This window comes from Vibrio sp. 3-2(1), assembly GCF_963887575.1.
In the GTDB taxonomy this organism is placed as follows: domain Bacteria; phylum Pseudomonadota; class Gammaproteobacteria; order Enterobacterales; family Vibrionaceae; genus Vibrio; species Vibrio anguillarum.
Map to the genome: position 1 here is coordinate 1 of NZ_CAWPGB010000057.1, position 711 is coordinate 711.

General features: G+C 40.4%; 1 protein-coding gene. It reads right to left on the reverse strand.

Annotated elements, in window-relative coordinates; translation table 11 throughout:
- Positions 1-142 precede the first annotated feature (142 nt).
- Complete coding sequence (locus tag AACQ79_RS15515; RefSeq protein WP_129533108.1) at positions 143-358, reverse strand: TIGR02450 family Trp-rich protein; 216 nt, start codon at positions 356-358, stop codon at positions 143-145.
- Positions 359-711: the final 353 nt, after the last annotated feature.

Consider the following 711-nt stretch of genomic DNA (forward strand, 5'->3'; position numbering starts at 1 on the left):
TAACGCCCGGCTAAGGGGTTGACAACGCATAGCCGAACTTAAAAAACACACTGTAAACACTGAACTTCAATTTTGCACTAAAGTCGCCACGCGTTGGCAATCCCTCTTGAGCCGTTTGTTAGGTGTATTACCCAAATGCCGATTATGTCCAACCTTGAGACCATTTTTCTTCATTTTTTAACTCAAGCCAATCAATGGAATATTCATTTTTGGAAAGAATAGATTCTAACTTACACAAAGTTACTGAACCGTCTTCTTCATAGTCAACCTCTGACACCAAAAAGTGTTTCTCTCGATTTATCGGTTTTACAGCTGTCCATTTGCTATTACGCAATTTTGCCGGATTAATCTGATTCATTTTTAACTCCGTAATATTATGAATTCATTATTTTACGGCCATTTTGAAAAATAAGTTCAATTGATGGCTGCGTTACTAAAGACACCTAACGCCCGGCTAAGGGGTTGACAACGCACCACCGAACTTAAAAAACACACCGTAAACACTGAACTGCAATTTTGCACTAAAGCCGCCACGCGTTGGCAATCCCTCTTGAGCCGTTTGTTATGCAAATTCAATGAGATAAAACCACTTTACACGACCAAAAACCACAATTGCGATGATTGAGTGATTCAAGAACCAACCCAAGCCAGAGCGGTGATAAATGAGCCGCCAAAACAAAGTCCACCTTTCAGCAACAAACCAAGCTTTTG